This window comes from Paractinoplanes atraurantiacus, from assembly GCF_900215205.1.
GTDB classification, from domain to species: Bacteria; Actinomycetota; Actinomycetes; order Mycobacteriales; family Micromonosporaceae; genus Actinoplanes; species Actinoplanes atraurantiacus.
The window spans coordinates 1,078,579-1,104,093 of record NZ_OBDY01000001.1; the positions used below are offsets into that span (position 1 = coordinate 1,078,579).

Annotated in this window: 21 protein-coding genes; 12 read left to right on the plus strand and 9 right to left on the minus strand. The window is 69.7% G+C overall.

Annotated elements, in window-relative coordinates:
• Positions 1 to 14 precede the first annotated feature (14 nt).
• The 3 genes from CRP55_RS05165 to CRP55_RS05175 all read right to left on the minus strand — a co-directional run bounded on the left by CRP55_RS05165 (position 15) and on the right by CRP55_RS05175 (position 3,197).
• Positions 15 to 794: a carbohydrate ABC transporter permease gene (locus CRP55_RS05165; protein WP_438865765.1), complete on the minus strand. Its 780-nt coding sequence runs from the start codon at positions 792 to 794 to the stop codon at positions 15 to 17.
• A 77-nt stretch (positions 795 to 871) separates the two neighbouring features.
• Positions 872 to 1,855 (minus strand): carbohydrate ABC transporter permease, encoded by a 984-nt coding sequence (locus CRP55_RS05170; protein ID WP_097318244.1) that lies wholly within the window; start codon positions 1,853 to 1,855, stop codon positions 872 to 874.
• Between the two features lie 55 nt (positions 1,856 to 1,910).
• Positions 1,911 to 3,197 (minus strand): ABC transporter substrate-binding protein, encoded by a 1,287-nt coding sequence (locus tag CRP55_RS05175; RefSeq protein ID WP_097318245.1) that lies wholly within the window; start codon positions 3,195 to 3,197, stop codon positions 1,911 to 1,913.
• A 300-nt stretch (positions 3,198 to 3,497) separates the two neighbouring features.
• On the opposite strand from CRP55_RS05175, the gene CRP55_RS05180 reads away from it, so the two are divergent.
• Positions 3,498 to 4,511, plus strand: a complete 1,014-nt coding sequence (locus CRP55_RS05180) for a LacI family DNA-binding transcriptional regulator (RefSeq protein WP_097318246.1) — start codon at positions 3,498 to 3,500, stop codon at positions 4,509 to 4,511.
• A 38-nt stretch (positions 4,512 to 4,549) separates the two neighbouring features.
• On the plus strand, positions 4,550 to 7,192 hold the full coding sequence (locus CRP55_RS05185) for a DHA2 family efflux MFS transporter permease subunit (RefSeq protein WP_097318247.1): 2,643 nt from the start codon (positions 4,550 to 4,552) through the stop codon (positions 7,190 to 7,192).
• Here CRP55_RS05185 and CRP55_RS05190 read toward each other — a convergent pair.
• The gene (locus CRP55_RS05190) at positions 7,189 to 7,920 is read right to left on the minus strand and encodes a siderophore-interacting protein (protein ID WP_179855011.1); all 732 of its coding nucleotides are present in this window, start codon (positions 7,918 to 7,920) and stop codon (positions 7,189 to 7,191) included. The genes CRP55_RS05185 and CRP55_RS05190 overlap by 4 nt on opposite strands.
• 744 nt (positions 7,921 to 8,664) lie before the next feature.
• Entirely contained in the window at positions 8,665 to 10,512 is a 1,848-nt protein-coding gene (gene ilvD / locus CRP55_RS05195) for a dihydroxy-acid dehydratase (protein WP_097318249.1), read from the minus strand.
• A gap of 101 nt (positions 10,513 to 10,613) precedes the next feature.
• On the opposite strand from ilvD, the gene CRP55_RS05200 reads away from it, so the two are divergent.
• From CRP55_RS05200 to serA, 6 genes are all read left to right on the plus strand, one after another.
• On the plus strand, positions 10,614 to 12,926 hold the full coding sequence (locus tag CRP55_RS05200) for a putative bifunctional diguanylate cyclase/phosphodiesterase (RefSeq protein WP_342751515.1): 2,313 nt from the start codon (positions 10,614 to 10,616) through the stop codon (positions 12,924 to 12,926).
• Positions 12,927 to 13,129: 203 nt separating this feature from the next.
• Positions 13,130 to 14,953 (plus strand): acetolactate synthase large subunit, encoded by a 1,824-nt coding sequence (locus CRP55_RS05205; RefSeq protein WP_097318251.1) that lies wholly within the window; start codon positions 13,130 to 13,132, stop codon positions 14,951 to 14,953.
• Positions 14,953 to 15,468, plus strand: a complete 516-nt coding sequence (gene ilvN / locus CRP55_RS05210) for an acetolactate synthase small subunit (protein ID WP_097318253.1) — start codon at positions 14,953 to 14,955, stop codon at positions 15,466 to 15,468. The genes CRP55_RS05205 and ilvN overlap by 1 nt, the downstream gene beginning before the upstream one ends.
• A gap of 14 nt (positions 15,469 to 15,482) precedes the next feature.
• Positions 15,483 to 16,496, plus strand: coding sequence for a ketol-acid reductoisomerase (gene ilvC, locus CRP55_RS05215; protein ID WP_097318255.1), 1,014 nt, complete (start codon positions 15,483 to 15,485; stop codon positions 16,494 to 16,496).
• A 94-nt stretch (positions 16,497 to 16,590) separates the two neighbouring features.
• A complete protein-coding gene (gene mpgS / locus CRP55_RS05220) occupies positions 16,591 to 17,802 on the plus strand; it encodes a mannosyl-3-phosphoglycerate synthase (RefSeq protein ID WP_097318257.1) in 1,212 nt (403 codons plus the stop codon).
• 45 nt (positions 17,803 to 17,847) lie between these two features.
• Positions 17,848 to 19,452: a phosphoglycerate dehydrogenase gene (gene serA / locus CRP55_RS05225; RefSeq protein WP_097318259.1), complete on the plus strand. Its 1,605-nt coding sequence runs from the start codon at positions 17,848 to 17,850 to the stop codon at positions 19,450 to 19,452.
• 11 nt (positions 19,453 to 19,463) lie between these two features.
• On the opposite strand, the gene CRP55_RS05230 is transcribed toward serA, so the two are convergent.
• Positions 19,464 to 19,892: a hypothetical protein gene (locus tag CRP55_RS05230; RefSeq protein ID WP_438865752.1), complete on the minus strand. Its 429-nt coding sequence runs from the start codon at positions 19,890 to 19,892 to the stop codon at positions 19,464 to 19,466.
• 317 nt (positions 19,893 to 20,209) lie between these two features.
• Between CRP55_RS05230 and CRP55_RS05235 the strand changes: the two genes are divergently transcribed.
• On the plus strand, positions 20,210 to 21,241 hold the full coding sequence (locus tag CRP55_RS05235) for a 3-isopropylmalate dehydrogenase (protein WP_097318260.1): 1,032 nt from the start codon (positions 20,210 to 20,212) through the stop codon (positions 21,239 to 21,241).
• 126 nt (positions 21,242 to 21,367) lie between these two features.
• Positions 21,368 to 22,465 (plus strand): branched-chain amino acid aminotransferase, encoded by a 1,098-nt coding sequence (locus CRP55_RS05240; RefSeq protein ID WP_097318262.1) that lies wholly within the window; start codon positions 21,368 to 21,370, stop codon positions 22,463 to 22,465.
• 24 nt (positions 22,466 to 22,489) lie between these two features.
• On the opposite strand, the gene CRP55_RS05245 is transcribed toward CRP55_RS05240, so the two are convergent.
• Positions 22,490 to 23,119 (minus strand): SDR family oxidoreductase, encoded by a 630-nt coding sequence (locus CRP55_RS05245; RefSeq protein ID WP_245922787.1) that lies wholly within the window; start codon positions 23,117 to 23,119, stop codon positions 22,490 to 22,492.
• Here CRP55_RS05245 and CRP55_RS56160 point away from each other — a divergent pair.
• Positions 23,087 to 23,467 (plus strand): MmyB family transcriptional regulator, encoded by a 381-nt coding sequence (locus CRP55_RS56160; RefSeq protein ID WP_369076901.1) that lies wholly within the window; start codon positions 23,087 to 23,089, stop codon positions 23,465 to 23,467. The genes CRP55_RS05245 and CRP55_RS56160 overlap by 33 nt on opposite strands.
• Here CRP55_RS56160 and CRP55_RS52780 read toward each other — a convergent pair.
• The gene (locus tag CRP55_RS52780) at positions 23,464 to 23,607 is read right to left on the minus strand and encodes a hypothetical protein (protein ID WP_179855012.1); all 144 of its coding nucleotides are present in this window, start codon (positions 23,605 to 23,607) and stop codon (positions 23,464 to 23,466) included. The two genes, CRP55_RS56160 and CRP55_RS52780, sit on opposite strands and share 4 nt — an antisense overlap.
• Positions 23,608 to 23,711: 104 nt before the next feature.
• Between CRP55_RS52780 and CRP55_RS05250 the strand changes: the two genes are divergently transcribed.
• Positions 23,712 to 24,692: a LacI family DNA-binding transcriptional regulator gene (locus tag CRP55_RS05250; protein ID WP_245922788.1), complete on the plus strand. Its 981-nt coding sequence runs from the start codon at positions 23,712 to 23,714 to the stop codon at positions 24,690 to 24,692.
• On the opposite strand, the gene CRP55_RS05255 is transcribed toward CRP55_RS05250, so the two are convergent.
• On the minus strand, positions 24,684 to 25,436 hold the full coding sequence (locus CRP55_RS05255; protein ID WP_097318265.1) for a tyrosine-protein phosphatase: 753 nt from the start codon (positions 25,434 to 25,436) through the stop codon (positions 24,684 to 24,686). The genes CRP55_RS05250 and CRP55_RS05255 overlap by 9 nt on opposite strands.
• Between the last annotated feature and the right edge of the window lie 79 nt (positions 25,437 to 25,515).

The following is a 25,515-nucleotide window of genomic DNA, read 5'->3' on the forward strand; positions in this document are numbered from 1 at the left end:
TCTCCTTCGAGCGGTCAGGACTTGACGGCGCCTTCCATGATCCCCCGGACGAGTTGCCGTCCACCGATCAGGAGCAGAATGATCAGCGGAACGGTGGCCACGAACGCGCCGGCCAGCACCCGCCGGTAGATGACGTAGTTTCCGCTGGCCAGGTCGGAGAGGGCGACCATCGAGGTCGGGAACTCGGTGCCGTTCAGCGTGATCAGCGGCCACTGGAAGTCGTTCCAGGCCATGACGAAAGTCAGCAGCCCGAGGACGGCCAGGGCGGGCCGGATCGCCGGCAGCACGATGTTCCAGTAGACGCGCAGGGTCAGCGCGCCGTCGATGCGGGCCGACTCGACCAGCTCGTCCGGCACGGCGTGCGCGATGAACTGCCGCATGTAGAACACGCCGAACGCGCTGACCAGCCCGGGCGCGATCACCGCGAGCAGGGTGCCGTTCCACTGGAGCTTGCCCATCACGATGTAGAGCGCGACCACGCCGAGCTGGTTGGGCACGGTCAGGGTCAGGATCACCACGACCATCAGCGCGTTGCGCCCGCGGAAGCGCAGCTTGGCGAAGGCGAAGCCGGCCAGCGAGCAGAAGAACAGCGTGGCCAGGGTGATCGTCGTGGCCGTGATGAAGCTGTTGATCAGTGAGGCCGTGAAGTAGACGTCCTGGAGGGTGAAGACCTCGTTGAGGTTCACCATCAGCTGGTTGCCGGGGATGATCGAGGGCGGCATCTTGGTGACCGCCTCGTCGGTGCTCGTCGCGATCACGAACATCCAGTACACCGGGAACGCCGAGAGAAGCATGATGAGGACGAGGCCGGTGTACGTCTTCCACGTGCCGGGCGTGTCCTGCGGCGCCCTCAGGGCGAAGCGATGGGTGCTCACCGGTCACCTCCGATCCGCTTGGTGAGCAGGGCGTTGACGCCGGCCACGATCAGGATGATCAGGAAGAGGGCCCAGGACATCGCGGCCGCGTATCCCAGGTTGAGGTCCTTCCAGCCGACCTTGTAGATGAGCTGGGCGATCGTCTGGAACTGGTGGTCGGAGCCGCCGCTGGCCGACTGCGGGTTCTCGTCGAACATCATCGGCTCGTTGAACAGCTGGAGCCCTCCGATGGTCGACAGGATCACGGTGAAGACCACGACCGGCTGGATCATCGGTACGGTGATCCGCCACAGCTGCCGCCACGGCCCGGCGCCGTCCACCGCCGCCGCCTCGTACACGTCCTTGGGAATGGTCTGCATGGCGCTCAGGTAGAGCAGCGCGTTGTAGCCGATCCACTTCCAGTTGACCATCGTCGCGATGGCGATCCAGCTGCTCCACTTGGCCGCCCGCCAGTCGAGCGGGTCGTCCTGTCCGAATCCGACCAGCGACAGGAACCAGTTGGCCAGCCCGTAGTCGCGGGAGAAGAAGACCGCGAAGACCAGGGTCGAGGCGACGACCGGGGTCAGATAGGGCAGCAGTACGCCGATACGCCACCAGGTGGTGGCCCGCAGCTTCCGGTTGAGCAGGTTGGCGATGATCAGCGCCGCGATCAGCTGCGGCACGGTGGAGAGGATGAAGATGCCGAACGTGTTGCCCAGCGCGTTCCAGAAGTCCTCGTCGGACAGCAGCTTGGTGAAGTTGCCGAAGCCGGCCCAGCCGGTCAGCGTCGGGTCGTCGAGGCGCCAGTTCCGCAGCGCCACCACGCCGTTGAAGATGATCGGGAAGAGCCCGAAGACGCCGAAGAGAATGAAGAACGGGGCGATCAGCGCGTACGGGACGGTCTTGATGTCGAACCGGTAGAGCCATTGCTTGGCCTTGCTCGGCGTCTTGGGCGGCTCAGCCCTGTGGTGCGCCGCCGGCCGGAGCTGGGTGAGGGACACGGCCACTCCTAGGTGAGGGCGGGGCGGCCCACGCCGCCCCGCCGCTGCCTTCAGATCAGGACTTGGCGACCTTCTCGGCTTCCTTGACCGCCTCGGCCCATGCCGCTTCCGGCTTCAGACCACCCTGCTGGACGCGGGTGATGACGTTCTCGACCGCGACGCGGGTCGGGCCGTTCTTCTTGCCCAGGTACTGCGGCTGGAGGTTCTCCGCGGTGGCCGCGAAGATCTGGCCGGTGGGGGCGTTGCTCATGAACTCCTTCTTGTAGTCCAGCACCGCCGGGTCCTTGTAGAGCGCCGGCTGCGAGGGCAGGTTGCCGACGGTCTTGAAGACCTCGATCTGCTGCTCGGGCTGAACCAGCCACTTCACGAAGTCGACCGCCGCGTCGACGTTCTTGCCCTGCGACGGCACGGTCCACCAGGAACCGCCCCAGTTGCCGCCGCCGCCGGGGATCGAGGCGATGTCCCACTTGCCCTTCTGCTCGGGCGCGGTGTCCTGGATGTGGCCGAGCATCCACGCCGGGCAGGCCAGCACGGCGAACTGGTCCTTCTTGAAGCCCTGGTCCCAGTTGGGCTGGAAGCTGGCCAGGTCGGCCGAGATGTCGGCCTGGATGGCCTTCATGCTCAGGTCGAACGCGACCTTGGGGCCGCCGTCCATCTTCAGCTGTTCCTGCTCGTCGTAGAAGCCGACCGGCTGCTGGGCGAGCACGGGGTTGAACATGTTGGTGCCGGAGTCGACGAACTTCTTGCCGGTCTTGGCCGTGTACTGCTTGCCGACCTCGATGAACTGGTCCCAGTTGGACCAGAGCTTGCTGACCGCCTCGCGGTCGGTCGGCAGGCCGGCCTTCTTGAACAGGTCGTTGCGGTAGCACATGGCCAGGCCGCCGACGTCGGTGCCGAGGCCGATCTGCTTGCCGTCGGACGACAGCGACTGCTTCCACTTCCAGGGCAGGTACTTCGACTCGAACTCGGCGCCGCCCTTGTCGAGGTAGTTGACGAACTTGTCCGCCTGGCCGCGGAACTGAACGATGAAGCCCTCGTCGACAGCCGAGATGTCCGGCGCGCCGGAGCCGGCCACCAGCTTCTTCTGCAGGTCCTCGTGCTGGGCGTTGTACTCGCCCGAGTTCAGCACGATCTTGACGTTGGGGTGGTCTTTCTCGTACGCGGCCTTGAGTTTGTCGAGGCCCATGTCGCCCCAGAAGGCGACCTTGAGCGTGACCTGGTCGCCGCTCGCCTTGTCCTCGGTGCCGCCCTCGAGCGCCTGCCCGCTGCACCCGGCGATCACGAGAGTGGCCGCGACGCCCGCAGCGGCGGCACGCAGAGTTCGTTTGCCCAGCCGTTCCATTACGCCTCCATGACGGAGAGAAGAATTCACTGAACCGGATAAGTTGTGGAGACGCTAAAGCCGGGCTTGATGAGTGTCAATAGCTTGTTACGGGGTTGATCTGTCAACGTTGTCAGTGAACGGTAAGTTGAACAAACCGGACAAGCATGGACACTGGCGTTTACAAAGGGTGGTGTGTGCGGTGACACTTAACCGATCAAGTCGGCGGGTCGATGCCGCGAAAGGCTTCGTGAGAGCGCTCTACCGATCCGCGTCCAGGCGAGCGACGCCGGTAAGCTCAGCGGGAACAGAGGAGACCGAGTGAAGCGGCCGACGATCGCCGACATCGCGCGGCGTGCCGGAGTGTCGAAAGGCGCCGTGTCGTACGCGCTCAACGGGCAGCCGGGAGTCTCCGAGGCGACCCGGCAGCGCATCGTCGCGATCGCCCAGGAGATCGGTTTCAACCCGAACAGCGCCGCCCGCGCCCTGTCCGGCGCCAGCGCCCGGGCCGTGGGCCTGACCCTGTGCCGGCCCGCCCGCATGCTCGGCATCGAGCCGTTCTTCATGGGCCTGATCAGTGGCTTCGAGGCCGAGCTGGCGGCCCGCTCCTACGCGCTGACGCTCCAGGTCGTCGCCACCCCCGAGCTCGAGGTCGAGGTCTACCGCCGCTGGTGGGGCGAGCGCCGCATCGACGGCGTGATCGTCACCGACCTGCGGGAGAACGACGTCCGCATCCCCGTGCTCCAGCAGCTCCAGCTGCCGGCCGTGGTGATCGGCGGCCCCGGCGACACCGGCCGCATCGCGCAGGTCTGGTCCGACGACGCCGGCGCGGTCACCGAGACGGTCCGCTACCTGGTCGCCCTCGGCCACCGCCGGATCGCCCGGGTCAGTGGTCTGCCCGACCTGCTGCACACCCAGACGCGGACCAAGGCGTTCAGCGCGGTGTGCGCGTCGCTCGGGCTGAACGAGGCGGTCACCGTGCCGTCCGACTACACCGGCGAGGAAGGCGGCCGGGCCACCCGGCGGCTGCTCATCGGCAACGACCGGCCCACGGCGATCATCTACGACAACGACGTGATGGCGGTGGCCGGCCTGGCCGTCGCGCAGGAGATGGGCCTGGCCATTCCGGGCGATCTGTCCATCGTGGCCTGGGACGACTCACCCCTGTGCAGCCTGGTCCACCCGCCGCTGACCGCGCTGAGCCGCGACATCGCCGAGTACGGCGCGCACGCCGCCCGCGAGCTCCTGGCCGCCATCGACGGCAAGCAGGTCGGCAACGTCGAGGCCGGCACGGCCCAGCTGACACCGCGGGGAAGTACGGCACCTCCCCGCTGAGCCGTTCCCATCGGGCAACATTTCTCGTTGCTCGATCCATGGGCGCAGAGAAACAGCTGAGTCACCGTCACATCGTGGAGGTGCTGGCCGGGCTGATGCTCGGCATGTTCCTGGCCGCGCTCGACCAGACCATCGTCACCGCGGCCATCCGGACCATCGGCGACGACCTGCACGGGCTGAGCATGCAGGCCTGGGTCACCACGGCCTACCTGATCACCGCGACGATCTCGACGCCGTTGTACGGGAAACTCTCCGACATCTACGGCCGCAAGCGCTTCTTCCTGGCCGCCATCACCATCTTCGTGATCGGGTCGGCCGCCTGCGCCTTCGCCGGATCGATGTACCAGCTCGCCGGATTCCGGGCGCTGCAAGGCCTGGGCGCGGGCGGGCTCTTCTCCCTCGCCCTGGCCATCGTGGGCGACCTCGTGCCACCCCGCGAGCAGGCCCGCTACCAGGGATATTTCCTCGCGGTGTTCGGCTCGGCGAGCGTGCTCGGCCCGGTCATCGGCGGCTTCTTCGCCGGCGCCGACGAGATCGCCGGCATCGCCGGATGGCGCTGGGTCTTCCTGGTCAACGTGCCGATCGGGGCGCTCGCCCTGGCCGTCGTGGCGCGGGTGCTGCGGATCCGGCACGAGCGGCGCGAGCACCGCATCGACTGGTGGGGCGCGCTGACGATCTGCCTCTGCCTGGGCCCGCTGCTGACCGTGGCCGAGCAGGGACGGGAGTGGGGCTGGACCTCGGCTCGATCGATCGCCTGCTATGCCGTGGGCGGAGCCGGGCTGCTGCTCTTCCTGCTGGCCGAGCGGCTCATGCGCGAGGAGGCGCTGATCCCGCTGCGGTTCTTCCGCAACCGGACGTTCGCGCTCACCGCCGGCGGCGGATTCGTGGTCGGCATGGGAATGTTCGGAGGGCTTGCGCTGCTTCCGCTCTATCTGCAGATCGTGCGAGGAGCGACACCGACCGAGTCCGGGCTCCAACTGCTGCCGATGACCGCGGGCATCATGCTGGGCTCGCTGATCTCCGGGCAGGTGATCAGCCGGACCGGCCGGTACCGGATCTTCCCGGTGCTCGGCGCGGCCCTCATGATCGCCGGGCTCCTGCTGCTGCACCTGGTCGGCGCCGAGACGCCGTACTGGCAAACCGGTCTTTTCATGGGAGTCTTCGGTCTGGGCCTGGGAGGGGTGCTGCAGCCGGTCACCCTCGCGGTGCAGAACGCGATGGCGCGATCGGAGATCGGGGTGGCCACGGCCTCGTCGACGTTCTTCCGCCAGATGGGCGCGACAGCGGGCACGGCGGTCTTCCTGTCGGTGCTGTTCGCCACGGTCGGCGACAAGATCGGCAACGCCTTCCGGGACGCGGCGGACGATCCGGCGTTCCAGAACGCGATCAAGAACCCGGCGCCGGGGGACCGGCCGATCCTGGACGCTGTGGGAGGGAAGCCGGCGCTCGACGACACGTCGTTCCTGGAACATGTGACGCCGGTGCTGGCGCATCCCTTCAAGGTGGGGTTCTCGGACGCCATGGGCTCCCTGTTCCTGCTCGCGGCGGCGGTCCTCGTGGTGGCGTTCGTTCTGTTCCTCTTCCTGCCGGGCCTGCCGCTGCGCTCCCGCGCCGACCATTCACCCGCCGCCTTCGCGGAGTCCGCGCCCGGCCCAGAGTCCTCCGCCGCCCCTTCCGCCCAGCGCTCCGCCAAGTCCGAGCCCGGGCTTTCCGCCAAGCCCGAGCCCGGGCCCTTCGCCGAGTCCGATCCCGGGCCCTTCGTCACGGCCTCTCCCTATGCCGGGCCCGGGCCTTCCGCCAAGACCGAGCCTTACGCCCGGCCCGAGCCGTCTGCCGAGCCCGCGCTTGAGCTCGATATTCGTCCCGCGCACGCGCCGGCCCGCGCGGTGCACACCGAAAGGAAGCCCACTGTGGACACCTTGAACGAATCCGAGGCTGTCGTCCTGGGGCGGATCGACGGGCCGGGCGGGCTGCCACTGCCCGGCGCCACCCTGACGATCACCGACTTCCAGGGACGGGAGCTGGCCCGGGCGACGACGGACTCCGACGGTACGTACCGGATGACGCCGGCCGCCGGAGGCTCGCTGCTCCTGATCTGCGCGGCCGAGAATCATCAACCGGCCGCCGCCACCATCAACGTGGGCGCGGGCGAGATCCGCCGCGTGCTGTCGCTGGCCGGCGCCGGCCAGATCGCCGGCCGGATCCTCGACCGGGCCGGACGGCCGGTCGCCGAGGCCGCGCTGACCCTGACCGGCCCGCGCGGCGAAGTCGTGGCCACGGCGAACACCGGGGTGGACGGCCGTTACGCGATGTCCGGCCTCGACGGCCGCGAGTACACGCTGACCGCCACCGCGCCGCACGCGTCCCCGGCCTCGCGCACGGTCTCGCCGGGCCGCCCCGCCGACCTGACCTTGACCGTGGGCGGCGTGCTGACCGGCAACGTCCGCGCCGCCGGCTCGGGACACCCGATCCCGCAGGCGTCGGTGCTGGCGGTCGACCGTACGGGCGCGGTGGCCGGCGCCGCCACGACCGGCCCCGACGGCCGCTACGAGCTGCACGACCTGCCGCCGGGCGTCTACACGGTCGCGGCCAGCGGTCACGCCCCGGTCGCCACCCGCGTCGAGCTGACCGGCGACCACACCGACCACGACATCACGCTGGGCAGTCCGGTGCCGGCCTAGGAGCGGTTGGTTCCCATCGAGCGGCCTTCGATCCAATAGGCCAGGGTGTACGTGTTCTCCTTGCTCGCCCCTTCGCGAGCGCGGGCCACAGAGCGCACGGCTTTGAGCGAGCCCGACTCGCCGGCCGCCCACACCTGACACCCAGGTTCAACCAGCGGTCGTACGGCGGCAGCCAGCGACCCGCTCCCCTCACGCTCGCAGTGGTGCACGGTCAGCCGCGGGTGCTCGGCGAGCGGAAAACCGTCGGCGTCCTCCAACAGCACCGCGACGTCGACGGTGGGCGGCAGCGCGCGAAGGATGCCGTTGATCGCGGGAACCGACGACGGGTCGCCGATGAGCAACACACTCTCGGCCTCAGGATCGAGCCGGAACGGTGCCGAGCCCAGCGAGACCACGGCGACCTTCGCGCCCGCTTCGGCCGCGCCGGCCCACAGGGACGCCGGCCCGGCCGGCTCATGAAGCAGAAAGTCGACGTCGATCGTGCCGGCTTGCTCGTCAGCACCGGCGATCGTGTAGGCGCGCTGATATTCGCGCTTGCCACCATCCGGGTCAGGAATCCAGAAACGCACCCAGGCCGCCGGCTCGGGCCGAACCTTCTCCAGCAACGTAGGCGCCTCAAAACTGAGCCGCAGATAGTGCGGTCCCAGCTCCCGCTTGCCGGTCAGCGTGAGCACGTGATCGCGCCCGCCGAGCACCTTGAGGACGGCACCTTCCCATCCACGCGCCACAGAACGCCACCACTTCCCCATCGAGTTCCCACGGCCTAAGCCGTCTTCCGCCCCGACCTTCCACCGACTTCCGCACAGGCTTTCGGTCGGTCTTGCGCCGTCTTACGTGCCGGCTTTCGGTGGGTCTCCCACCGTCTTGCGCGCCGGCCTTCAGCCGGTCTTCTGCCGTCTTGCGCGCCGGCCTTTCGCCGGTCTTCTGCCGTCTTGCATGCCGGCCTTCCGACCTTCCCTGCGCCGCTCATTGACCGCCGCCCACGAGCTGTTCGACCCCGCCACCGCCGACCGAAAGAGCGAGGTAAGGCTAATCTAAGTCGCAATCTGGCGAAACCATCTGCTGGCCCGGCGGCCGGAACGGCCCACGGCCCGGCGGCCCACGGCCCGGCGGCCGCCATTGGCCCGGCGGCGGGAAGGGGCCTCTTCAGGGGTACACCGAGTGCTTCCGCGTGGCGGCTGGGAAGCGGCCCGGGTGGTGGGGAGTGGTCCGGCGGGTGGAAGCGGCCGGGTGGTGGGGAGTGGTCCGGCGGGTGGGGAACGCCCGCACGGTGGGAGTGGCACGGCTAGGTGGGAAGTGGTCGGGCGGTGGGGAGCGGTCCGGCTGAGGCGAAGCGGCTGGGAGGCGGTCCGGCGGGCGGGGAACGGCCCGGCGGTCGGGGCGGTTCGGTGGTGGCGGGCAGCGCGGTGGGAGAACGGGCGGAGCCCCGCACCAAGCTTGTGCGGGGCTCCGGGGCGTGCGTTTGCTGCGGGCTATTCAGGGACTCGGCGGTAAGCGCCGTCGCTTGCGCTTGTTGCCATGGAGGCGTAGGCGCGCAGTGCTGCCGAGACCGGGCGCTGGCGGTCGACCGGGGTGTACGGCTTGGTGCGCCTCTCCTCCTCGTGGCGGCGCTGGGCCAGCTCGTCGTCGTGGACGTTGAGGGTGATGCTGCGGCCCGGGATGTCGATGGTGATCTCGTCGCCGGTCTGGACCAGGGAGATCAGGCCGCCCGCGGCCGCCTCGGGGGAGACGTGGCCGATGGACAGGCCGCTCGTGCCGCCCGAGAAACGGCCGTCGGTGATCAGGGCGCACGCCTTGCCCAGGCCCCGGCCCTTGAGGAAGCTCGTCGGGTAGAGCATCTCCTGCATGCCCGGCCCGCCCTTCGGGCCCTCGTAGCGGATGACCACGACGTCGCCCTCGACGACCTCCTTGCCGAGGATGCCGTCGACCGCCGCGTCCTGCGACTCGTAGACGCGGGCCGGGCCGGTGAACTTCCAGATCGACTCGTCGACGCCGGCCGTCTTGACCACGCAGCCGTCGGGCGCGAGGTTGCCGAACAGGATGGCCAGGCCACCGTCGACCGTGTAGGCGTGGTCGACCGAGCGGATGCAGCCCTTCTCGCTGTCGGTGTCGAGCGTCGCCCAGCGGTTCTCGGTGCTGAACGGCTGGGTCGTGCGCACGCCGCCGGGCGCCGCGTGGAACAGCTCCAAAGCCTCCGGGGCAGGCGCGCCGCCGCGGATGTCCCATTTGTCCAGCCAGCTCGGCAAATCGGGCGAGTGAACGCTTCGCACGTCTGTTTTCAATGATCCGCCACGGTGCAGCTCGCCGAGCAGGGCGGGGATGCCGCCGGCCCGGTGCACGTCCTCCATGTGGTATTTCGGGCTGTTCGGCGCGACCTTGGCCAGGCAGGGCACCCGGCGCGAGATGGCGTCGATGTCGGCCACGCTGAAGTCGAGCCCGGCCTCGCGGGCCGCGGCCAGCAGGTGCAGCACCGTGTTGGTCGAGCCGCCCATCGCCACGTCGAGGGCGACCGCGTTCTCGAACGCCGACCGGTTCGCGATGCTCCGGGGGAGGACCGACTCGTCGTTCTTCTCGTAGTAGTCACGAGCGATCTCGACGATCAGCGAACCCGCCTTCTCGAACAGCGCCTTGCGCGACGCGTGCGTGGCCAGCGTCGAGCCGTTGCCGGGCAGGGCCAGGCCGATCGCCTCGGTCAGGCAGTTCATCGAGTTGGCGGTGAACATGCCGGAGCAGGAGCCGCAGGTCGGGCAGGCCGAGCGCTCGATGGTGTCGAGCTGGGCGTCGGTCACCTTCTCGTTGGCGCTGGCGCTCATCGCGTCGACCAGGTCGAGCTTCTCGTGGACGATGCCCTCGATGGCGACCGTCTTGCCGGCCTCCATCGGGCCGCCGCTGACGAAGACGGTCGGGATGTTGAGCCGCAGCGCGGCGATCAGCATGCCCGGCGTGATCTTGTCGCAGTTCGAGATGCAGACCAGGGCGTCGGCGCAGTGCGCGTTCACCATGTACTCGACCGCGTCGGCGATCAGCTCGCGGCTGGGCAGCGAGTAGAGCATGCCGCCGTGGCCCATCGCGATGCCGTCGTCGACCGCGATCGTGTTGAACTCGCGCCCGACGCCGCCGGCCTGGGCGATGGAGTCGGCGACCAGTCCGCCGAGGTCCTTGAGGTGCACATGACCCGGTACGAACTGGGTGTAGCTGTTGGCGATCGCCACGATGGGCTTGCCGAAGTCGTCGTCGGTCATCCCGGTGGCGCGCCAGAGGGCACGCGCGCCGGCCATGGTCCGACCGTGGGTCGAGGTCCGGGAACGCAGGTCAGGCATCCCCTCATAGTGCCACTGGCCGGGACGTAAACGGCCCGTGACGTCCACTGCTCGGGATTTCGACCCTGTTGAAATTGATGGAGATCAGGCAGAGTGTCTCCGTGCCATCACCGTCCGGCGTGGAGCTGGCGGGGCTGTTCGGCCTTCTGGTCGCGGTCCCGGCCGTCGCCTTGCTGGGCAATTCCGGCCGCCGGCACACGGGAGCGGCCCGCCGCGCCCACCTCATCCTGGCCGCGGGCGGCGCCGTCGCGACCGCCGCCGCCTTGGCCGGCGTCGCCAGTGTGCTGATCACCACTGCCCAGCCGCCGCGGATCAGTCTCGGCACGGCGGTGGCCGTCGGCACGGCGATCGGCGTGCTCACCCTGCTGATCGGCACGGCCGTGCTGCCCGGCGCCGCCGAGACCCCGGGTGTGGCCGTCCGGCGGCTGCTCGATGGGCTGGTCGTCGCGGCGGCGATCTGGTTCGTCGGTTGGGTGCTCCTGGTCGAGCCGACCCGCGTCCTGGGCGACGCCACGCCGATGGCCTGCCTGTCGGTGGTGGTCCCGGCCGGTCTGGCCGTCACCTCGCTCGGCCTGACCATCGTCCTGGCCATGCACGCGCATCGCCCCCGCCTGATCACCGTGCGGGTGGCCGGCGGCGTCACGCTGGTCGCCTTCGCCGCGGTCGCGATCGCCTCCGGCATCTGCCAGGACCAGGACGGCGTGGTGCTGACCGGCGCCCTTCTGCTTCCGACCGGCCTGTTCGTGATCGCCCGCGCCGTCGAGGTGGCCGACCGGCCGGTCGAGGTGGTCGGTGACGTGACCGAGCGCAGCAACCCGGCCTTCGCGGTGGTGCCGATCGTGGCCGGCGTGAGCGCGCTCGGCTACCACCTGGCCCGGGACGGCGCGCTCGACCTCTACGGCTACCTCGGCATCAGCGTCGTGGGGCTGGCCCTGGTCGGGCGGCAATGGCTGGCTCTTCGGGACGTACGCCACTACACGCTCGAGGTTCGTCAGAGCGAGGCCCACTTCCGCGAGCTGGCGCACACCGACCCGCTGACCGGGCTGGCCAACCGGCGCGGCCTGCGCGAGGCGCTCGCCGGTGTCGACGAGGCGCAGGTGCTGGTCGGCATCGATCTGGACGGCTTCAAGACGGTGAACGACATGCGCGGGCACGACGTGGGCGACGCGGTGCTGGTCGAGGTGGGCGAGCGGCTGCGCCGCAACCTGCTCGACGGCGACGTGGCGGCCCGGCTCGGCGGCGACGAGTTCGCCGTGCTCATGCGGGGCACGGCCGACGAGGCCATGCTGACCGCGCACCGGCTGCTGGCGGTGCTGTGTGAGCCGTACGAGGTGGATGGCGGTTCGGTCTTCCTCTCGGCCAGCCTCGGCGTGGCCGACACGGGCGAGCTGATCCGCGACGCCGACCTGGCCCTGCGCTACGCCAAGCAGCGCGGCAAGAACAGGGTCGAGCGCTACCAGGCCCGCTACGACGAGCTGCTGCGCCGCCGGGGAACGCTGGAGAGCGAGCTGCGCCACGCCATCGACCGCGACCAGCTGCGCCTGGTCTTCCAGCCGGTGGTGGCGCTGCCGTCGATGCGCCCGGTCGGTGCCGAGGCGCTGCTGCGCTGGCACCATCCGACCCTGGGGGCGGTGCGCCCGGACGAGTTCATCCCGGTCGCCGAGGAGTCCGGGCTGATCAACCGGATCGGCGCCTGGGTGCTGGAGCAGGCCGTCATCCAGCTCGCCGACTGGCTGTCGAAGGGCCACGACGTCTGGGTGTCGGTCAACCTCTCGCCCAAGGAGCTGCACGCGGTCGACTACGCCGGCCAGGTCGCCGACGTGCTGGCCGAGCACGGCGTCCCAGCCCAGCGGCTGGTGCTGGAGGTGACCGAGCACGCGGTCGCCACCGACATGGAGGAGCTGATCAGCCGCCTCGCCGAGCTGCGGGCGACCGGCGTGCGGATCGCCCTCGACGACTTCGGCGCCGGATATTCGTCGCTGGGCCAGCTGCGCACGCTGCCGGTCGACATCCTCAAGATCGACCACGCCCTGGTGGCCGAGCCCGAGTCGCGCACCGGCACGGCCGCGCCGCTGGTCGACGTCGTGGTGCGCATCGGGCACCGGCTCGGGCTCGAGGTGCTGGCCGAGGGCATCGGCACCCCGTCGCAGCGGGCCGTGGTCGAGGAGGCGGGCTGCCGGCTCGGTCAGGGCTCGCTGTTCGGCTGGGGCGTGCCCGCCGAGCACCTGGAGGCCCAGCTTCAGACGTTGCGCACGGGCACCCGCGCGCTGCCCGCGCCGCCCAAGCCGGCGCCGCCCAAGGACCAGCCCGCGCGCAGCCAGGTGGTGGCCCTCGGGCCGGGAATGCGGCAGCTCAGGGCCGTTCTGCCGACCGATCCGTCGTTCGGGGCCCGAACGGGTGAGCCGTCCGAGTGATCAAAATGTGGGATCAGTTGACTCACCGCGTGAGATGGGGGAAGGTGTTTCCCATGTGCTTCGCGTCCCGAGTACTTATGTGAGCGCACTCTCGTCGGCTGATCCGCCGACCCGAGTGCGCTAGGTCCCGTGCTTCCCGCACGAGGGCCTTTTTTGTTGCTCAAGTACCGGACCGACTGACCCGTAAAGGTTTGTGAGTAGCCATGACGAGACCCACACCTGAGACTCTCGCCCACCGAGCCAACCCGGCCACTGTCGCGGCGGCCGCCTCCGCCTCGGCCGTAGCCTCCCCGGTCCCCACTTCGGGCGCCGGGTCGCTCGTGCGGTCGCTGGAAGCGCTCGGTGTCGAGGTCGCGTTCGGCATTCCCGGCGGCGCGATCCTCCCGGCGTACGACCCGCTCTACGACTCCAAGGTCCGCCACATCCTGGTCCGCCACGAGCAGGGCGCCGGGCACGCCGCCACCGGCTACGCGCAGGCCACCGGCAAGGTCGGCGTCTGCATCGCGACCAGCGGCCCGGGCGCGACCAACCTGGTGACACCGATCGCCGACGCGTACATGGACTCGGTGCCGATCGTCGCCATCACCGGCCAGGTCGCCCGCCCGGCGATCGGTACGGACGCCTTCCAGGAGGCGGACATCCAGGGCATCACGCTGCCGATCACCAAGCACAACTTCCTGGTGCAGACGGCCGAGGAGATCCCGCGGATCCTGTCCGAGGCGTTCCACCTGGCGTCCACCGGCCGGCCCGGCCCGGTCCTGGTCGACATCCCGAAGGACGTGCTGCAGGCGCAGACCACGTTCACCTGGCCGCCGGCGCTCGACCTGCCCGGCTACCGGCCCACGCTGCACCCGCACGGCAAGCAGATCCGCGAGGCGGCCCGGCTGATCGCCGCGGCCAAGCGCCCGGTGCTCTACGTGGGCGGCGGCGTGCTCAAGGCCGGCGCCACCGACGGGCTGCGCAAGCTGGCCGAGCTGACCGGCATCCCGGTCGTCACCACGCTGATGGCGCTCGGCGCCTTCCCCGACTCGCACCCGCAGCACCTGGGCATGCCGGGCATGCACGGCTCGGTCCCGGCGGTGTACGCGCTGCAGAAATCCGACCTGCTGATCACCCTGGGCGCCCGTTTCGACGATCGGGTCACCGGCAAGCTCGACTCGTTCGCGCCGGACGCCAAGGTCGTGCACGCCGACATCGACCCGGCCGAGATCGGCAAGAACCGGCACGCCGACGTCCCGATCGTGGGCGACGCCCGGCACGTGATCGACGAGTTGATCGCCGCGGTCGGCGCGGGCAACGAGAAGAACAGCTACGAGGCCTGGTGGGCCACGCTGAACGACCTGCGCGAGCGCTACCCGCTGGGCTACGAGGAGCCGACCGACGGCACGCTCGCCCCGCAGTACGTGATCGAGCGGATCGGTGAGCTGGTCGGCCCGGACGCGATCTACGTGGCCGGCGTGGGCCAGCACCAGATGTGGGCTTCGCAGTTCATCAAGTACGAGAAGCCGGCCACCTGGCTCAACTCGGGCGGCGCGGGCACGATGGGCTACGCCGTCCCGGCCGCGATGGGCGCCAAGGTCGGCAAGCCGGACACGCCGGTCTGGGCGATCGACGGCGACGGCTGCTTCCAGATGACCAACCAGGAGCTCGCGACCTGCGCCCTGGAGGGCATCCCGGTCAAGATCGCCGTCATCAACAACGGCAACCTGGGCATGGTCCGGCAGTGGCAGACCCTGTTCTACGACGGCCGCTACTCGAACACCGAGCTGGGCACGCACAAGCACCGCATCCCCGACTTCGTGAAGCTGGCCGAGGCGCTGGGCTGCATCGGGCTGCGCTGCGAGTCGAAGGACGACGTCGACAAGATCATCAAGCAGGCCATGGAGATCAACGACGCCCCGGTGGTCATCGACTTCACGGTCGGCAAGGACGCCATGGTCTGGCCGATGGTGCCGGCCGGCACGAGCAACGACGAGATTCTGTTCGCCCGGGACGTGCGTCCCGCCTTCGAAGAGGACGACCTCTGATGAATCGGCACACCCTCTCCGTGCTGGTGGAGAACAAGCCGAGCGTGCTCGCTCGGGTGAGCGGCCTCTTCTCCCGGCGCGGCTTCAACATCGACTCCCTGGCGGTCGGCGAGACGGAGAACCCGGACGTCAGCCGCATCACGATCGTGGTCAACGCCGACTCCTCACCCCTGGAGCAGGTGACCAAGCAGCTCAACAAGCTGGTGAACGTCCTCAAGATCGTGGAGTTGGACCCGCAGCAGTCGGTCCAGCGCGAGCTCCTGCTGGTCAAGGTGCGCGCCGACCGCGCGCAGCGCAGCCAGGTGCTCGAGACGGTCGAGTTGTTCCGGGCGAGGGTGATCGACGTCGCTCCGGACACCCTCACCATCGAGGCCACGGGCAACCCCGACAAGCTTGACGCGTTGCTGCGCGACCTCGAGCCGTACGGCATCAAGGAAATGGTCCAGTCCGGGCTCGTGGCCATCGGTCGCGGTTCTCGCTCGATCACCACCGGTCCGGCGCTCCGCGCCGCCTAGTAAGAAGGAATGCAATGACCGCCGAAGTTTTCTACGACGACGACGCCGACCTCTCGATCATCCAGGGCAAGAAGGTCGCCGTGATCGGGTACGGCAGCCAGGGCCACGCCCACTCGCTGTCGCTGCGCGACTCGGGCGTCGAGGTGGTGGTCGGCCTCAAGGAGGGCTCCAAGAGCCGCGCCAAGGCCGAGGAGCAGGGCCTCGAGGTCAAGACGCCGGCCGAGGCGTCGGCCTGGGCCGACGTGATCATGCTGCTGGCGCCGGACACCGCGCAGCGCAAGATCTACACCGAGTCGATCGCCCCCCACCTGACCGCGGGCAAGGCGCTCTTCTTCGGCCACGGCCTCAACATCCGGTTCGAGCTCATCAAGCCCCCGGCCGACGTGACCGTGGCCATGGTCGCCCCCAAGGGCCCGGGTCACCTGGTCCGCCGCCAGTACGTGGACGGCAAGGGCGTTCCGGCCCTGGTGGCCGTCGAGCAGGACCCGACCGGCGAGGGCCTCGCGCTCGCGCTCTCCTACGCGAAGGCCATCGGTGGCGCCCGGGCCGGCGTCATCAAGACCACCTTCAAGGAGGAGACCGAGACCGACCTGTTCGGCGAGCAGGCCGTGCTCTGCGGCGGCACCGCCGCCCTGGTGCAGACCGGCTTCGAGGTGCTCACCGAGGCCGGCTACGCCCCGGAGATCGCGTACTTCGAGTGCCTGCACGAGCTCAAGCTGATCGTCGACCTCATGTACGAGGGCGGCATCTCCCGCATGCGGTACAGCGTGTCGGACACCGCCGAGTTCGGTGACTACGTCAGCGGCCCGCGGGTCATCAACGCCGAGACCAAGGCCGAGATGAAGCGGATCCTGGCCGACATCCAGTCCGGCGAGTTCACCCGCCAGCTGATCGAGGACGACGACAACGGCCGTCCGCTGCTGACCAAGTACCGCGAGCAGGGTGCGAACCACCCGATCGAGGTCACCGGCCGCAAGCTGCGCGACATGATGAGCTGGGTCGACCGGCCGATCACCGAGACCGCCTGATTTCGCCTGACGAAAAGAGCTCGGCCCGGCGATGGGGCCGGGCTCTTTTTGTCGTGGAAACAGATCTGTCACGTGGCATTCGTAGCCTCGCGAGATGCGACTGGCTGATTCTTTCCGGAGTGAGCGTTTCGGGGCGGTCCGGATCCACGAGCTCCAGAGGGTCATCGAGCTGGATTCCGGCAGCTCGGAGGCGTTGCGCGCGGTCGAATCGCAAATGGTCGTCGTCGTTCCGTGCATGAATGAGACACGCTCGGTCATCGAGGGTGTCCTATCCGGAATTCCGCACGACTGCCTCATCGTGCTCGTGTCGAACAGCGACCGGCAGCCGGTCGACCGCTACGAGATCGAGGCGCAGACCGTCGAGCAGTTCTGCCGCCTCGCCGGGCGCTCGGCGATCACCGTGCACCAGCGCGACCCGGGTGTGGCCGCCGCGGTCAAGGCGGCCGGCATGCCCGAGCTGATCGACGACGACGGCCTGGTGCGGGCCGGCAAGGGCGAGGCGATGCTGCTCGGCATGGCCCTGGCCGCGATGACCGGCCGTCAGTACATCGGCTACGTCGACGCCGACAACTACGTACCCGGGTCCGTGCACGAGTACTGCAAGGCCTACGCGGCCGGCCTGGCCCAGGCCGACTCCCCGTACGCCATGGTCCGGATCTCCTGGCATTCCAAGCCCAAGCTGCGTGACGGCCGGCTGTTCTTCAGCCGCAAGGGCCGCAGCTCGCAGATCACCAACGAGTGGCTCAACCGCTTCCTGGCCGAGTATTCGGGCTTCGGCACCGAGGTGATCGCCACCGGCAACGCGGGCGAGCACGCGATGACCCTCGCCCTGGGCCTGAAGCTGCGGATCGCCGGTGGTTTCGCCGTCGAGCCGTACGAGTACATGGATCTGTTCGAGCAGTTCGGCGGCGTGCTGGAGAGCACCGACCCGGATGTGATGGCCAGCTCGGTGCCAGTTCTGCAGATCGAGACGCGCAACCCGCACTTCCACGACAACAAGGGCGAGGAGCACGTGCGGGGCATGCGGATGCAGGCTCTCAACGTGCTCTACCACTCGCCGGTGACGCTCCCGGCCGTACGTCAATCGATCCTTGATTTTCTCATCGAGCAGGGCGCCCTGGCGACCGGCCAGGAGCCGCCCCGCGAACGGACCTATCCGCCGGTGGGCACGCTTGACCTGGACCTTCTCTACGACGCGCTGGACGCCGAGGCGCTCAGCTTCCGTCAGCCGGACGGTCTGGCCCTGACCGGACGGCCGCCGGCGCCGCCGATCGACCGTGCATCGATACCACGGAGAGTCGCTTAGCGCTTACCATCGCGGGCATCGATTGTCCGCAATGGATGGAGTCGCATGGCCGCCGTCGTTCTGATCGCCGAGGAACTCGCGCCCTCCGCCGTCAGCGTCCTCGCCCACGACTACGACGTGCGGGCGGTCGACGGCGCCGACCGTGACGCGCTGCTGGCCGCGGTGGGCGAGGCCGACGCCCTGATCGTCCGCAGCGCCACCACGGTCGACGCCGGGGTGCTGGCCGCCGGCCCGCGGCTGCGTGTGGTCGCCCGGGCCGGCGTCGGTCTCGACAACGTCGACGTGGCCGCCGCGACCGCCCGCGGCGTGCTGGTGGTCAACGCGCCCACCAGCAACATCGTCTCGGCCGCCGAGCAGGCGATCGCGCTGCTGCTCACGGTCGCGCGGCACACGGTCACCGCCTCGACCGCGCTCAAGGCCGGTCGCTGGGAGCGGTCGCGCTTCACCGGCGTCGAGGTGCAGGGCAAGACGGTCGGCGTGGTCGGGCTCGGGCGCATCGGTGTCCTCTTCGCCCAGCGCATGGCCGCCTTCGGGACCCGGCTGATCGCGTACGACCCGTACATCCAGCCGGCCCGCGCCGCACAGCTCGGCGTTCGCCTCGTCGGGCTGGACGAGCTGCTGCGGGAGAGCGATTTCATCTCGGTGCACCTGCCGCGCACCCCCGAGACCATGGGCCTGATCGGCGAGAAAGAGCTGGCGAAAATCAAATTTGGCGTACGGATCGTGAACGCGGCCCGCGGCGGACTGATCGACGAGACGGCGCTCGCGGCCGCGTTGCGCGACGGGCGGGTGGCCGGCGCCGGCCTGGACGTCTTCACCACCGAGCCGCTCACCTCGTCGCCGCTGTTCGGTTTCGAGAACGTCGTCGTCACCCCGCACCTGGGCGCCTCGACCGCCGAGGCCCAGGACAAGGCCGGGCTCTCGGTGGCCCGCAGCGTCAAGCTGGCCCTGGACGGCGAGTTCGTCCCGGACGCGGTGAACGTGCAGGCGGGCGGGGTGGTCGACGAGGACGTACGGCCGCTGCTGTCCCTGGCCGAGAAACTCGGCAAGGTCTTCACCGCGGTGGCCGGCGGTGTCGCGGCGAGCGTTTCCGTCGAGGTACGGGGTGAGATCGTCACCCACGACGTCGCGGTGCTCCGCCTCGCGGCCACCAAGGGCCTGTTCACCTCGGTCGTGGACGAGCGGGTGACGTACGTGAACGCGCCCCAGCTCGCCGCCGACCGGGGCGTCGAGGTCGAGCTGATCGTCAGCGAGGAGCCGTGCGAGCACCAGAACCTGGTCACCGTGCGCGGCGCCCTGCCGGACGGCCGGCGGGTCAGCGTGGCCGGCACGCTGACCGTGACCGGGGTGCGGGAGACCGCCAAGCTGACCGGCGTCGACGACTTCGACCTCGACCTGAACGCCGACGGCGTGCTGCTGTTCTTCCGTTACAGCGACCGTCCGGGTGTGGTCGGCGCGATCGGCACCATCCTGGGCGAGGCCGACGTGAACATCGCGGCCATGCAGGTGGCCCGCCGCACGGCTGGCGGCGAGGCCCTGATGACGCTGACCGTGGACTCGTCGGTCGACGCCGAGCTGCTCTCCACCGTGGCCGCGGCGATCGGTTCGGCCCGCGGCCACGTCGTCGACCTGCGGATCAACGGGTCCTGACTGAGGGTTATTCACGACCGACCTTGAGCTCCGCTGAGCCGCAGGTTGGCCGCACGGTCTCCACCGTCGTGAATAATCCTCAGAGGGGGCGGGTAGACAGTGCCGTCCTGAAGGTCGAGCAGGTCGAGGTTGAGCTCGGCGGCCAGCCGCTCGATCGTCTCGAGCACGACGTCCGGGCAGTTCTCGTCCAGCCTCATCTGGATGTGGTCGGCGGCAGCATGCAGCGGCGCGTGCGCCCAGGGAGAACCGGGCGCCGAGGCGCGCGGGCCCCGGTCGGGATAGTCACTGGTCAGGGCGTCATAGAAGGCGACGACACGCGGGTCGGCCGGGCGTTGCGGGTGCTCGCCGCGCGCACAGCGCGCGTTGGCGGCCCGCACGGCGTCCGGCAGGTCCGTCTGGTCCATCGCCCACACCACGAGGTCGAAACTCACCCGGCGCATGCTGCCATCCGCCGCTTGCGAACTACGTTCCCGACACGCGGGGGATGCGTCTTGCGCGTCATTAGTCCGCATCGCTAGCGTTGTCCCTGCCGCGCGTGGCGTCGGTGGGCCCGTCTTCGGGTGACGTGCCCGCTGCCGTGCGTGCGGTTAGGTGTATTTCGGCGGGACCGAGCCACGCGTACTCGTCGCAACAGCCCCTTGGTCGTTTGCCGCGACCAGGGGGCTGTTGGTGTTTAACGTCCATTAAATGGGACCGCTGTACCGAAGATCGGGACTGGCGCGTTAACCTTCGAGGACCCGAACTTGAGGAGTGCGAAGTGAGCGTGGCGCGTATCGCGGTGGTGGCCGGCGACGGCATCGGTACCGAGGTGACCGCGCAGGCTCGCAAGGTCATCGAGACCGTGCTCCCCGGCACACAGTTCGAGGACTACGACCTCGGCGCCCGCTTCTACAACCGTACGGGCGAGGTCCTTCCGCAGTCCGTCGAGGACGAGCTGGCCGGCCACGACGCCATCCTGCTCGGCGCCATCGGCGACCCCAGCGTCCCGCCCGGCGTCCTCGAGCGCGGCCTGCTGCTCAAGCTCCGCTTCGACTTCGACCAGTATGTGAACCTGCGCCCGTCGAAGCTCTGGCCCGGCACCACCAGCCCGCTGGCCGGCGTGAAGCCCGGCGAGATCGACATGGTCGTGGTCCGCGAGGGCACCGAGGGCCTCTACGTCGGCGCCGGCGGCGTGCTCCACCAGGACACCCCGGCCGAGATCGCCACCGAGGAGAGCCTCAACACGCGGTACGGCGTCGAGCGGGTCGTCCGGGACGCCTTCGCGCGCGCCCAGCGCCGCGACCGCCGCCACCTCACCCTCGTCCACAAGACGAACGTGCTGACCAAGGCGGGCAGCCTGTGGGCGCGCACCTTCAAGGCCGTCGCGGCCGAGTTCCCCGAGGTCACCACCGAGTACCAGCACATCGACGCGGCCAGCATGTTCATGGTCAGCAACCCGCAGCGGTACGACGTGGTCGTGACCGACAACCTCTTCGGTGACATCCTCACCGACATCGCCGCTGCCGTTACCGGCGGCATCGGCATGGCGGCCAGCGGCTCCGTCAACCCGGAGCGCACCTATCCGTCGACCTTCGAGCCCGTGCACGGCTCGGCGCCGGACATCGCCGGTCAGGGCATCGCCGACCCGGCGGCCGCCATCCTCTCCGCCTCGCTGCTCCTGGAGCACCTGGGCCACCACGACGAGGCCCGGCGAGTATCCGAGGCGGTCGCGGCCGAGGTCGCGTCCCGCACCGCGGGCGCGCCGCTGCGTACCGCCGAAGTCGGCGACCGCGTCGCCGCCGCGCTCTAGACCCTCGCGGCAGGCGTCCTCTCACCCGCGGTCTCTCTTTTAACGACCGTTCGGGGTAGATTCTTGAAGCACTACGGGTGCTTCCGCATGCCTAAATCTTCTTTGCAGAAAGCAGGTCCACCTGTCATGAGCGGTGGTGACAACCTCGATTTCGAGATCCGTCCGAACCCGGCACCCGTGGGCGACGCCGAGCGCACGGCGCTGCTCGCCAACCCCGGCTTCGGCCGCATCTTCACCGACCACATGGTCACGGTCCGGTACGCCGACGGCAAAGGCTGGTACGAGCCGCGCGTCGAGGCCCGGGCCCCGATCCCGATGGATCCGGCCTCGGCCGTGCTGCACTACGCCCAGGAGATCTTCGAGGGTCTGAAGGCGTACACGCTGCCCGACGGCGGCGTCGCGATGTTCCGCCCGGACGCGAACGCGGCCCGCTTCGCCGAGTCGGCCAAGCGCATGGCCATGCCGGCGCTGCCCGTCGAGACGTTCCTCCGGTCGCTGCACGAGATCATCAAGATCGACCGGTCGTGGATCCCGCAGAGCGAGGAGGGCAGCCTCTACCTGCGGCCCTTCGCGTACGCGAGCGAGGTCTTCCTGGGTGTGCGGCCCGCAATGGAATACCTCTACCTGGTCATCGCGTCGCCCGCCGGCCCGTACTTCTCCGGTGGCGTCAAGCCGGTCTCGCTCTGGGTGACCCCCGACTACACCCGGGCCGCCCCCGGCGGCACGGGCGCGGCCAAGTGCGGCGGCAACTACGCGGCCGGCCTGTCGGCGCAGGCCGAGGCGATCGAGCACGGCTGCGACCAGGTGGTGTACCTCGACGCGATCGAGCGTAAGTACATCGACGAGCTGGGCGGCATGAACGTCTTCTTCGTCCTCGACGACGGCACCCTGGTGACGCCGCCGCTGACCGGCACGATCCTGCCCGGCATCACCCGCGACTCGGTCATCAAGCTGGCCGAGCGGGCCGGCCACAAGGTCGAGGAGCGCCCGGTCAGCCTCGAGGAGTGGCGCTCGTCGGCCGCCTCGGGCCAGATCCGCGAGGCCTTCGCCTGCGGCACCGCCGCCGTGATCACCCCGATCGGCGTGGTCAAGAGCGCCGGCGCCGAGTTCACCGTCGGCGACGGCGGCACCGGCCCGGTCACCACCGAGATCCGCAAGCAGCTGGTCGACATCCAGCGCGGCCGCGCCGAGGACCCGTTCGGCTGGGTCCACCGGGTCCTCTGACGGTCCCCTCCGCCCAGGCCCGTCTCAGGCCTGGGCGGCCGGGCGCACGACGATCTCACCGACGCCGACCCGCTGGGGCCGGCTGATCGCGTACGCGATGGCGTCGGCGATGGCCTCGGGCCCGATCCCCAGGTCGGCCATCGCGGCGAACCACGCCCGCACGTCTTCGCTCGCGTCCTGGCCGAAGCCGGTCCGCACCATGCCCGGCGTCACCAGGGTGACCCGCAGCGACTCGCCGGCCTCCTGGCGCAGCCCTTCACAGATCACCCGGACGGCGGCCTTGGTGGCGGCGGTCGAGGCCACAGTGACGAAGTGGCCGCCGCCCTTCGCGCGGAAGACGGGCAACGCCGCCGCGATGCCGTGCAGCACTCCCTTCACGTTGACGTCGACCATGCGATCCCAGTCGTCCACACGCAACTCGCCGAGCGCCGAGACCGGCCCGATGCCGGCGTTGGAGACGAGCACGTCCAGTCGCCCGAAGCGCTCCTTCGCCAGGGCGACCAGATCGTGCAGATCTCCCCGCCGGGTCACGTCGGTGGAGCCCTCGGCCCGGCCCTTCAGGAGCGCGTCGATCCCTCGGTCGCGGCGCTGCCGCTGCTGCTGGCTCCCAGCCCGGCGTACATCGTCGGCGCGACGTACGACGTGCTCAGCCACAATCCCGCCGTGTTCGACCTCTTCCCGGCCGTGGCCGGCACGGGCCCGCCGCCGAACCTGGCCCGATGGACCTTCCTCACCCCCCGAGGCCCGCGACACAGTGGTCGACTGGGAGGTGGAGGCCCGCGCGCTGCTGGCCGACGCCCCGTTCAAGGAGCTGATCGAGGACTCCACGACGGCTGTCCCGAGGTGCGCCAGTGGTGGCGCCACTACGAGGTCGAGCCGCGGGACAGCGGCCGCATGAGCGTGCGCCGCCCGGACGGCGTGGTGGTCGACTACGCCTGCGCCGCCTTCCACCTGGCCGAGCAGACCGAGCAGACGCTGGTGATCTATTCAGATCCGCACTAGCTCCCGCCGGCCGCGCGGCGGGATGCCCTGATCCGGGTCCACCAGCGCTGGCGTGGTGGTTCGACTGCGGCGCCGGGGAGGGCCGAGCGGGCCTCCCGGCGGGTCACTTCGACGCTCAACACCATTGCCAACAGATCCATGATCGCTCCCCGTCAATCCCGTTAGCGGTCACGTGACCGTTAACGGCATCGTGCGCCCGAGGTTGGGGCGGCGTCAAGCGGGTTCGGTCTACGATTTGCTGATCGTGGAGAACAAACGGGCGACCCTGCGCGACGTGGCTCGGCTGGCCGGCGTCTCGCACCAGACCGTGTCGCGGGCCATCAACGACAAGGGCGAGATCGACCCGGAGACCCGCCGCCGCGTCCTGGAAGCGGCCCGGGAGCTGAACTACCGGCCGTCCCGCTTCGCCCGGGGCCTGGTCAAGCCCGACACGACCACGATCGGGCTGATCGTCTACGACGTCGTGAACCCGTTCTTCCCCGAGCTGATCGCCGGCGTCATCGAGGCCGCCGAGCGGCGCGGCTGGCAGGTGGTGGTGAGCAGCAGCCAGGACGACCCGAAGCGGGAAGCGGACCTCTTGCGCTCACTGTCGGGTCAGGCCGACGCCGTGATCGCCTATCTCTTCCAGCCGGACGACGTGATCATCGCGGCCGTGGCCGGGGTGCCGCTCGTGGTGATGAGCCGCCGCAACGACGGCCAGGGCTTCGGCGCGGTCGACATCGACGTGGAGGCGGGCGTCCGCGCCGCCGTGCGGCATCTGACCGAGCGCGGCCACCAGCGCATCGGAATGATCGACTGCCCCGGAGCGGCCGACCCGGGACGACGGGCCGGATTCCTGGCCGAGGCGGTCGACCAGGGCCTGGCCGTGCCCGCCGAGGCGATCGTCTCGGTCGAGCAGTCGCTGGCCGGCGGTGGTTCGGGCTTCGAGCGGCTGCGCGCGGCGGACGAAAGCCTCACCGCCGTCGTCGCCTTCAACGACCTGGTCGCGCTGGGCGCCTACCGGGCCGCCCGCCGCCTCGGCCTGGACATCCCGGGCGACATCGCCGTGGTCGGCTTCGACGGCCTCGGCATCGGCGAGCTCCTCGACCCGCCCTTGACGACGATCGCCCTCGACAAACGCCGGATGGGCGAGCTGGCCGTGGCCGAGGCCGAGCGCCTCCTGGCCGGCGAGCCACCCCGCCTCTCCGTGGTGGAGCCCCAATTGCTCGTCCGGGGCTCAGCCTGAAACGGGCGAGAGCATGTGGGCTCGGAGCGTGGTGATCTCGTCGGTGGTGAGGCCGATGTCGCGGACGAAGCCCTCGACCGAGCCGTGCAGGCGGCGCAGGTCGTCGAGGAAGAGCTGCATCGCTTCCGGCGGGGAGTCGAACATGTGCTCGTTACCCCGTACCGCCTCGGGGTTGGTCTTCAGAAGGTATTCGGTCAAGGGGGCCATCGCGCTCGTCGTCAGCGCGTAGTCGGCCGTGATGTCCTCGTCGGACACGCCCAGAAGGGACAGGGTCAGGGCGCACACCGTTCCCGTGCGGTCCTTGCCGGCCATGCAGTGCACGATCGCCGGTGACTTGCCCGGGTCGGCAATCAACCGCAGCGACTCCAGCAGGCCGTCGCGGCCGTCCTCGGCGAAGTTGAGGTAGCGGTCGGCCAGCCAGCGCTCGTGCACCACGTCGTCGGGATGCCCGACCTCTTCCCAGTCGATGTGGTTGAGCACGATGTTGTGGTAGTCGAGGCCGTGCGACTCGGAGACGCGGCCGAACTTCTCGATCTCGTGTGGGCGGCGCAGGTCGATCACCGTACGCACGCCGAGGGCCTCGAACGCCTCGGCGTCGGCCTCGCCGAGGCGATGCAGGGCGTCCGACCGGAACAGGCGCCGCCAGCGCACCGTCCGGCCGTCGAGGCCCTCATAGCCGCCGACGTCCCTGAAGTTGTAGGTAGCGGAGAAACCGAGATTGCGGGGGTACTGTTCCACAGCCACACCGCCAACCTATCCCGCGCTGTCGATCCCCCTTACGAGGGACGTCGTCCCAGCTGGTGGATTTCTTGTCCCAGCAACG